We start from the raw sequence: 7,459 nt of genomic DNA on the forward strand, positions 1-7,459 counted from the left end.
GCTGTAAAACAGCGCTTCCTGCATCACCGTTCGCTCGCCCATCATCAGCATAACTCCCAACTACAGTTACGTTGAATCAGAACATGCTCCCCTCTTCAAGCGGAGTTTTTCAACAGAATAGGGCCGGTTGCGGACAGGAAGCTCTCGGATAGACGAGCGCGCAAAGCGGACAGTCTGCTCACGACAACACTGCAGACCTTCGGGTAGACCTTTAACTACTCCAATAACTCAGCGTGGCTGCATTAATCCTTTTCGGGCGCTGGCGACAAAGATGGCCATCAAAAATCCCCCCGATGTTAGCGCAAGCGGCGTTGGCGCTGTAACAAGCCCCAGCCATGATGCGGATCCCCATATCAGCGTCACCGACCCTACGCCAGAAAAGGGAATATTACCGGCATCGCGGCTGAGCTGCAACATCATCTCGTCATAATATTTCCAATGGCGGATCGATACTGCAATCAGCAGCGCCAGAGCCGCGAGCAGTCTGCCCATGCTGCTTCTTATGATGCCCGTCCGGCGCGATCGGCCAGGAAATCACAACGATGAGTTGCGCCAAGCACGTTTGTCCGGCAACATTGCTCTCGGATGCGACGGATCGACCGTCTATCTGCGGAATGTCGGATAATTCGATTGCAGCTGCCGCAGTGCGTGCCTCATGTTGTGACGGCGGACCCTTGCCAGGGCGCGGCGGTGCACTGATTTGGCGGCACCGGCGAAAAAAGGGGAGAGGCAGATGTTTTCACTGACAGGAAAGGCCATTGTCGTGACCGGCGGGGGCAGAGGGATCGGCCGGGGAATTGCCCGCGCCTGCGCCCGTGCCGGAGCCGATGTCGTCATAACCGGACGCTCGCCCGAACCGCTCGCCCGGACCGCTGCGGAACTTGCGGCCATCGGCGCCGAACATCTGGTCGTGCCCGGCGACATCACCGCGCTCGGCGCGATCGACGAGATCGTCAGCGCCGCGCAGGAGCGTTTTGGCACGATCGCGGGCTGGGTCAACAATGCGGGCAGCGCCAATACCGCGGACGTCGGGCCCATGATCGAGATCGACGAGGGGCAGTGGGACCGGGTTGTCGACCTCAATTTCAAGTGGACGTTCTTTGCCATGCAGGCGGCTGCGCGGGCCATGGCGAATGACGGCGGCAGCATTGTCAACATCACCTCGCGCAGCGGCTCCCAGCCTGGCCCGATGATGGCCCAGTACGGGGCGGCCAAGGCGGGAGTAGACAACCTGACCGCCACGGCCGCGGTCGAATGGGGGCATCTCGGCATCCGGGTCAATGCGATTGCACCGGGCGTGGTGCTCACCGAGGAATCGTCCTCGATGTCCAGCGCGGCCCGCCGCCGCCGCCAGGTGGAAACGGTGCCGCTCCAGCGGCTGGGCCATGTCGATGATATCGGGCCGCTTGCGGTCTATCTGCTGTCCGATGAAGCTGCGTGGATTTCGGGAAGCGTGATCCAGGCCACCGGCGGAAGCCGCATCCCGGTCGGCCTGCTGACCTACCTGTATCACAAGAACAAGGACATCGAGGTTTGACAGGCGCAAGGAGTCTGGCCTCGTTGGAAAGCAGCTTGGCCTGGCGCCGCCCCGCCTGAATGGCCCTGCATCAGCGCGGGTGCAGCTTGGCCAGGGAAATTCGGTATAACCGCCGAATCGCTTCCCCATAAGCTGACAGTTGTACAACTCAGTTTAAACTTCCATTTGCCCAATCAGCGGGCAATTCGCGTCAGTCACGCGATGTTACATGCCAGCGATAGAGACGACCCCAAATAGTAACATGCGTTAAACTTAGAACACAGTTTCAGCGTTAGGGCCATGGGGAGCGGGAACCAAGCTCGGGTTTACTCCAAGCTGTTTATAAACCAGTGCGATTTATTGGACTGCGAAGCTGACGATATGGGATTTTTAGGCCGGCACAAGAAAAGTGAATGTCACACTCGCAGGATCAATCGCGGCCGAGACATGCATTTCGCCAATCCGCCCCATCAACGCGCCGATTAATACAGAAGGTTCCTCGGCATCTACCTGATACAGCGCTTTGAATTCACCCAAGTCTTTACCGGACGCATCAAGAGATCGAAAAAATTGCCCGCTGTTAAAACCTGGTACGGCGAGAACATCTGCAATGTGCTCGTTGAGATACCAAGAGACATACTCCTCTTCTCGACCTGGCAGAGATTTCGAGCTTACCAGAAGCTGTTGTTGGGATTTCATATTCAACTCCTGCAAAACCTGCCGCTTGGACGCAAGCGACTGCTGGTAAACAACAAGTAGCGAAATATGCTGTTAGTTTAGGCTTGTCCAGCAACATAGTCGTGATAGTTGATCGCCAAGGTGCATAAACATGCATATGTCTGTCAGAGGCTTGGGAGGGGGTGTCGAAATGAATAAGGCCGTCGCCGTGCCGATTAACGCAGGCCCCTATAAAACAGCGTTAGAAGGTTATTCGGTGTCACTTTCGGGTGCCGCGCTTATGCGTGATGCCGAATTGGCGACGGGTTTGTCCGATTGGGGGGGGCGCCGCTGGGATGAAGACGCATTCCGCCACGACTTTTCCATACTTTGCAATGCGATCGAAGCGACTGGGCAAGTGTCGCCGCATGGGCGTGACCGCACGCACAGCCGCCTGTTCACGATGCTCGTATCGCGGCTCCGTTATATTTATGCCCGCAACGCGACAAGCGGGGTTCAGGATCAGGCGATCGTTGCCCCGTTGATCGGAACAGGCCTACCAAGAGCCGGAACGACCTTCCTGCATGGATTACTGGCGCAAGACCCAGCCAATCGCGTGCTGCGTTCCTATGAAGTAGCAATGCCAGCCCCCTTTCCTGCACCGGAAGATGACCAACGGAACGCCTTGTTTCAGAACATTCTGGGCTTTCAGGGTCTTCTGGATAGTTCAATAGCCGCCATTCACCCGCATTATTCCGATCAGCCAGACGAGTGTATTTTCGCCCAAGAAGGCGACTGCGGTTCGCTTTACAGCGTTTACTGGAATGTCCCAGAGTATCAGGCGATCATTGCTGATAAGAATAATAGCGCCTTTCGCTGGCAAATAGGCGTCATGCAATATCTTCAGGCGATCAAGCCCGGTGGCCGCTGGGCCCTCAAAGCGCCCGGACACTTGTTTTGCTGGAAGGAAATGCGCATGGCCTTCCCCGATGCGAAACTTTATGTGAACCATCGCGATCCCGGCAAGGTTATCCCATCAATCGCCAGCCTGTATTTGGCGCTGCGCAAGGTGTTTTCTGATACAGCAAGCGATCCCAAGCTCGTCGGGCCGGGCCAGCTTTCGGCATGGTCCTTTGCGATGAATGCTTATCTCGACATGCGTCTTGGCGATGGCAAGGACGAGAACATTGCCGACATTCATTTCGCCGAACTGACTGCGCGGCCAATCGAAACCGTTGCTGCGCTTTATGACCAATTCAATATCAGTTTCAACGGTGCCGCGAGGGAAGCGATGCTCAGGTACCTTGACACAGACCATCACGGTAAAGGTCCGGCACGTATTTATACACTTGCTGAATTTGGACTTGATGAAAACGCCATCGATGCTGCCTTTGCGCGTTACATAAATCATTTTGGCATTAAGCGGGAGAACCGGGCATGAGCAATACAATAGCAAATCCGGGACAATTTGCAGCGGAACGTGCCGTAGTCGCGATGTGGGAAGACCAACGCGTAAAGGCGGCGCGTGCGTTGGTTGAACGGCTCTTTACCATGGGCTTTGCCGATCGCCTGCCAGAGGCATCCCGCCCTTTGCTTCCAGCGTTCTGCGATGAGTATGCCACAAACTGGCTGTTCAAGGCGGCAGCAAGCGACGCCCAGCACCCCCGCTTTGTGCGCAACTTCATGCCTGCACACCACTGGTTCAGCCATGACGTGCCAGGCGCGCGGACCGGCGGTGACAATCCTGACAATTGCTATCGGTTGGCGGGTATTGCGCACGGCACCGCCTATCGGATCACGGGGCGCATTTTTGATCAAAAGCCCGCCAACATCTCGTTCACGCTGACCGCGAATTACGGAACGTCGCGCACAATCTATACCCTAGAAGACCATGACATGGTGTTTAACGAGAACGGCGAATTCGTCATCACTATTGACGATCAGCCTGCGAACGGGCGAGTTAACCACCTCACCACTACGCCCGAGGTTAAGTTTCTATTCGTGCGCGATTCTATGATGGACTGGGCCGCCGAAACGCCACTGCAACTCGAGATTGAACGCCTTGGAGCCGCAAAGGCAGCTCCGATCAGTTTGGATGAAATGGCGGCGCGCGCGGCTTTCCGCATGGCAGACGATTTTCACCTATACTTCTGGTTCCAAAATGTCTGGAGCGGTATCGCTCCCAACACCATCATTCCGCCGACTACTAACCGTGGAGGAGGGGGGTTGGTCACTCAGGCGTTGTCACTTGGCAATTTCGAACTTGACGAAGATAACGTCGCCATATTGGAGTATAACCCTGCTGGCGCGGGTTATGTCGGAGTACAATTGACCGAATGGCTCTATCGTTCGCTCGACTATCACCGGCGCCAATCGAGCTTGACTGCAACGCAATCGTCTGTCGACAGTGACGGACTCGTCCGTGTCGTAGTCGCGAGGCAGGATCCGGGCGTTGCAAACTGGCTGGATACCGGCGGCGTGCAAAAGGTATTTACTATACTACGCTGGCAGGCTTTGGCTGAAGAACCTGCCAATGGCTCGCCAGCGGCAGCGCTGAAGATGTCGACCTATAGCCAACTGATGAAAGATCTGCCCGCGGATACAGTATGGGTCGATGCAGACCAGCGTAAAGCTAGACTGGAGAAGCGCATCGCGTCCTATCAACGCCGCATCGACAATTGAACCAATTGATTATGACAACACAACAAAGTTAAATCGCCATAATCAGCAAGGAGACTAACGAGATCTCGAAGGCTTCCGATGCTGCGCGGATAGCAGCTGCCATTGCCACAGTTGCAGCGGTTCTGTTTTGCCCCCAAAAATGGTCATTTAAACTTCTATATGGGTGCTCCGAGAACCACCGCTTTATTGCAAATCGTCCCCTTCAATGGGTCCCGATACAATCGCGGCTGGAGCAGGGAACGCCAACCCTTTCCGAAAAAGCATGGCGTCGTCGCCAGGATCGGCCCGCTCGCCTCTTATGAACTGGTGAAAAAGAGGTGAGCGCTAGCAGGCAATGCAAACAAAGCTGTGGCTTGCCAAAAACGATAATCAGAATACTAAGTTAGATCTTAATACAGCCAGATTCCCCACATGAGGATAACCGAAGATGATCGAATTGCCATCCTGCCGACTGCCACTGAAAATCGAGGAAATCACGGCCGAATGGCTGACATCTGTATTATGCGACCGCTATCCAGGCACCGTGGTGCGCGAAGCGCACATTGGTACCGTCATCGCCGGAACTGCTACTAAGGTGCGGTTGCTGCTGAGCTACAACGAGGCCGGACACCAGCACCTTTTGCCTCCGACAATGTGGCTAAAGGGCGGCTTCATCAGGCATGATTACACATACGACAATTCGTTCGTGAACGAAGCCAAGTTCTTTGGTACCTGGGGCCAGAGGCTCGATCTAAACAAACCCAAGGCCTATTGGTCAGATTGGCAAGACGGGGTCCAGGGGCTTGTCCTTCTTGAAGACCTAGCGGCCCGTAACGCCACATTCGGTGACGCTTCGAAGGGCATGATCACGATCGACCAGCAGGCGCAGGCGTTGGAAATGCTTGCAAGAATGCATGCCAAGTGGTGGGAATCACCGGAACTTAAGCAACTTAAGAACTTCTCGACTGCCTGGGAAGCCGCGAGCGACATCGTGATGCAGATGCTGCGCCCCGAATACTTTGAAACATGTATCCATCATCGTCGCTGCCAAGCCTATGTTGGTCCCTATCGCGACCGCGATAGGGTCGTGGCCGGACTGCGCACCCAGTGGGCACGTGGCCGCGAAGTGCCGCAAGTATTCTCCCACGGCGATGCGCACCTGGGCAACATGTTCTTCGAGCCCGACGGGACGCCGGGTTATCTTGACTGGCAGTCGTGGCAGGAAGGGCCTTACATGCACGATGTCGCCTACTCGACGATCGGCAACCTCAAAGTGGAGGACCGGCGCCACGCAGAAAAGGATTTGATCGCCGGCTATCTTGCGGCGCTGTCTGCAAATGGCGTAGCCAATCCGCCGTCGTTTGAGGACGCTTGGTCTGCCTATCGTCGCCACGCTATGCATGGTTTTATGTGGCCATTTACGCCCGAGGAGATGCAACCGATCGAGATCGTGACCGCAGAAGGTGATTGCTTTGGCGCGGCGGTGAGCGATCTAGATACGTTCGGGGCGCTCGGCGTGTGATCCGGCGCTTCGACACCGAGAATGGCTTTGGCGCGTGGGTGGTCGAAATCCTGGGTGCGCGTAACCTTCGCGAACTGGGCGGCTATCGCATGGCGGACGGACGAAGGGTGAAGCAAGGCATCATCTATCGCGGCGGACACCCCGGAGGGATTACCTTGGCAGACCTGCCGCAACTTCACGCGCTCGGTCTGTCGGCCATCGTCGATTTGCGAACCAGCGAGGAACGCTCCGACCTACCGTTTCCCGAGAGCCTAACCAGCAGATTGCAATACTGGACTCGGGATTATGAACTTAGCCGTAGCGATATTGTGCGGATACTGCGGGATCCCGTCACCAATGCCGCTACGATGCGCTTGCATTTGATCGAATCCTATCGCCAGCTTGCCAACGAGCAGCACGACGGGCTTGCCGCGGCGCTGCGACTGCTGCTTGAGGGCAAGGCACCGGTCCTGATCAACTGCACTGCCGGCAAGGATCGCACGGGCGTTGTCTGCGCGATCTTGCTCGCAGCACTAGGGGCGGATCACGAGCTGATCCGGCAGGATTACGCATTGACAGAACGCCTGCATGACCCGTCGGGACAGCTCTTCCACATCGATCCGGACGGTCCGTTTGCTTATCTCTTGGAAGTCGATCCAGAGGTCTGGCGGACGATGATGCGGTCTGACCCAGCCTATATCGACGCAACATTTGCTGCGATAGAAGAGCGGCACGGCGATATTGGTGGCTATCTGAAAAGCGCCCATGGACTTGATCCGACACAGATCGATCGGTTGCGCAGCCTTGTGCTGGAAGACTAACGGACCATTAGCAGTTGTCAGAGCAAATGCATCCGTTCGACCGCGGCCGATATTTTGTGCGGTTTTCAGGGATTTTCTGCACAAAAATTGCCTCAATCTGCAAACGGCTGATCGAGGCATTGCGACAACATTATAGCAAGGTCAGGCCGGACAGATCGCTGGGCTACCGTCTACCTGCGCCAGAGGCCTATCCTTGGCCAGTGCCGTCCTCCGGTTCCGCTGCGCTCCACCTTCGGCCAACACTGGCCAAGGAGGCGATCATGCGCTAACAAACAGGTCGAACCACTCAGTGGGGGCCGGTCA

Annotated in this window: 7 protein-coding genes and 1 pseudogene; 6 read left to right on the forward strand and 2 right to left on the reverse strand. The window is 56.3% G+C overall.

The window, feature by feature from the left end:
• Positions 1 to 228 precede the first annotated feature (228 nt).
• Positions 229 to 492 carry a hypothetical protein gene (locus ACIQ2T_RS10775; RefSeq protein ID WP_397590809.1) on the reverse strand — a complete coding sequence of 88 codons (264 nt, stop codon included), beginning with the start codon at positions 490 to 492 and terminating at the stop codon, positions 229 to 231.
• A 241-nt stretch (positions 493 to 733) separates the two neighbouring features.
• On the opposite strand from ACIQ2T_RS10775, the gene ACIQ2T_RS10780 reads away from it, so the two are divergent.
• Positions 734 to 1,537: an SDR family NAD(P)-dependent oxidoreductase gene (locus ACIQ2T_RS10780; protein ID WP_397590810.1), complete on the forward strand. Its 804-nt coding sequence runs from the start codon at positions 734 to 736 to the stop codon at positions 1,535 to 1,537.
• Positions 1,538 to 1,906: 369 nt separating this feature from the next.
• Here the strand turns inward: ACIQ2T_RS10780 and ACIQ2T_RS10785 are convergent, their stop codons facing one another.
• Positions 1,907 to 2,215 carry a hypothetical protein gene (locus ACIQ2T_RS10785; RefSeq protein ID WP_397590811.1) on the reverse strand — a complete coding sequence of 103 codons (309 nt, stop codon included), beginning with the start codon at positions 2,213 to 2,215 and terminating at the stop codon, positions 1,907 to 1,909.
• A gap of 169 nt (positions 2,216 to 2,384) precedes the next feature.
• On the opposite strand from ACIQ2T_RS10785, the gene ACIQ2T_RS10790 reads away from it, so the two are divergent.
• The 5 genes and pseudogenes from ACIQ2T_RS10790 to ACIQ2T_RS10810 all read left to right on the forward strand — a co-directional run.
• Positions 2,385 to 3,614, forward strand: a complete 1,230-nt coding sequence (locus ACIQ2T_RS10790; protein ID WP_397590812.1) for a sulfotransferase family protein — start codon at positions 2,385 to 2,387, stop codon at positions 3,612 to 3,614.
• Positions 3,611 to 4,855 (forward strand): hypothetical protein, encoded by a 1,245-nt coding sequence (locus tag ACIQ2T_RS10795; RefSeq protein WP_397590813.1) that lies wholly within the window; start codon positions 3,611 to 3,613, stop codon positions 4,853 to 4,855. Before ACIQ2T_RS10790 ends, ACIQ2T_RS10795 begins: the two co-directional genes overlap by 4 nt.
• Positions 4,856 to 5,282: 427 nt before the next feature.
• Positions 5,283 to 6,356, forward strand: coding sequence for a phosphotransferase (locus ACIQ2T_RS10800; RefSeq protein ID WP_397590814.1), 1,074 nt, complete (start codon positions 5,283 to 5,285; stop codon positions 6,354 to 6,356).
• Entirely contained in the window at positions 6,353 to 7,156 is an 804-nt protein-coding gene (locus ACIQ2T_RS10805) for a tyrosine-protein phosphatase (RefSeq protein ID WP_397590815.1), read from the forward strand. Before ACIQ2T_RS10800 ends, ACIQ2T_RS10805 begins: the two co-directional genes overlap by 4 nt.
• A 107-nt stretch (positions 7,157 to 7,263) precedes the next feature.
• Positions 7,264 to 7,425: pseudogene (locus ACIQ2T_RS10810) on the forward strand (IS3 family transposase); the annotation flags it as partial.
• Between the last annotated feature and the right edge of the window lie 34 nt (positions 7,426 to 7,459).

This window comes from Sphingorhabdus sp., from assembly GCF_044357595.1.
Taxonomy (GTDB): Bacteria; Pseudomonadota; Alphaproteobacteria; order Sphingomonadales; family Sphingomonadaceae; genus Sphingorhabdus_B.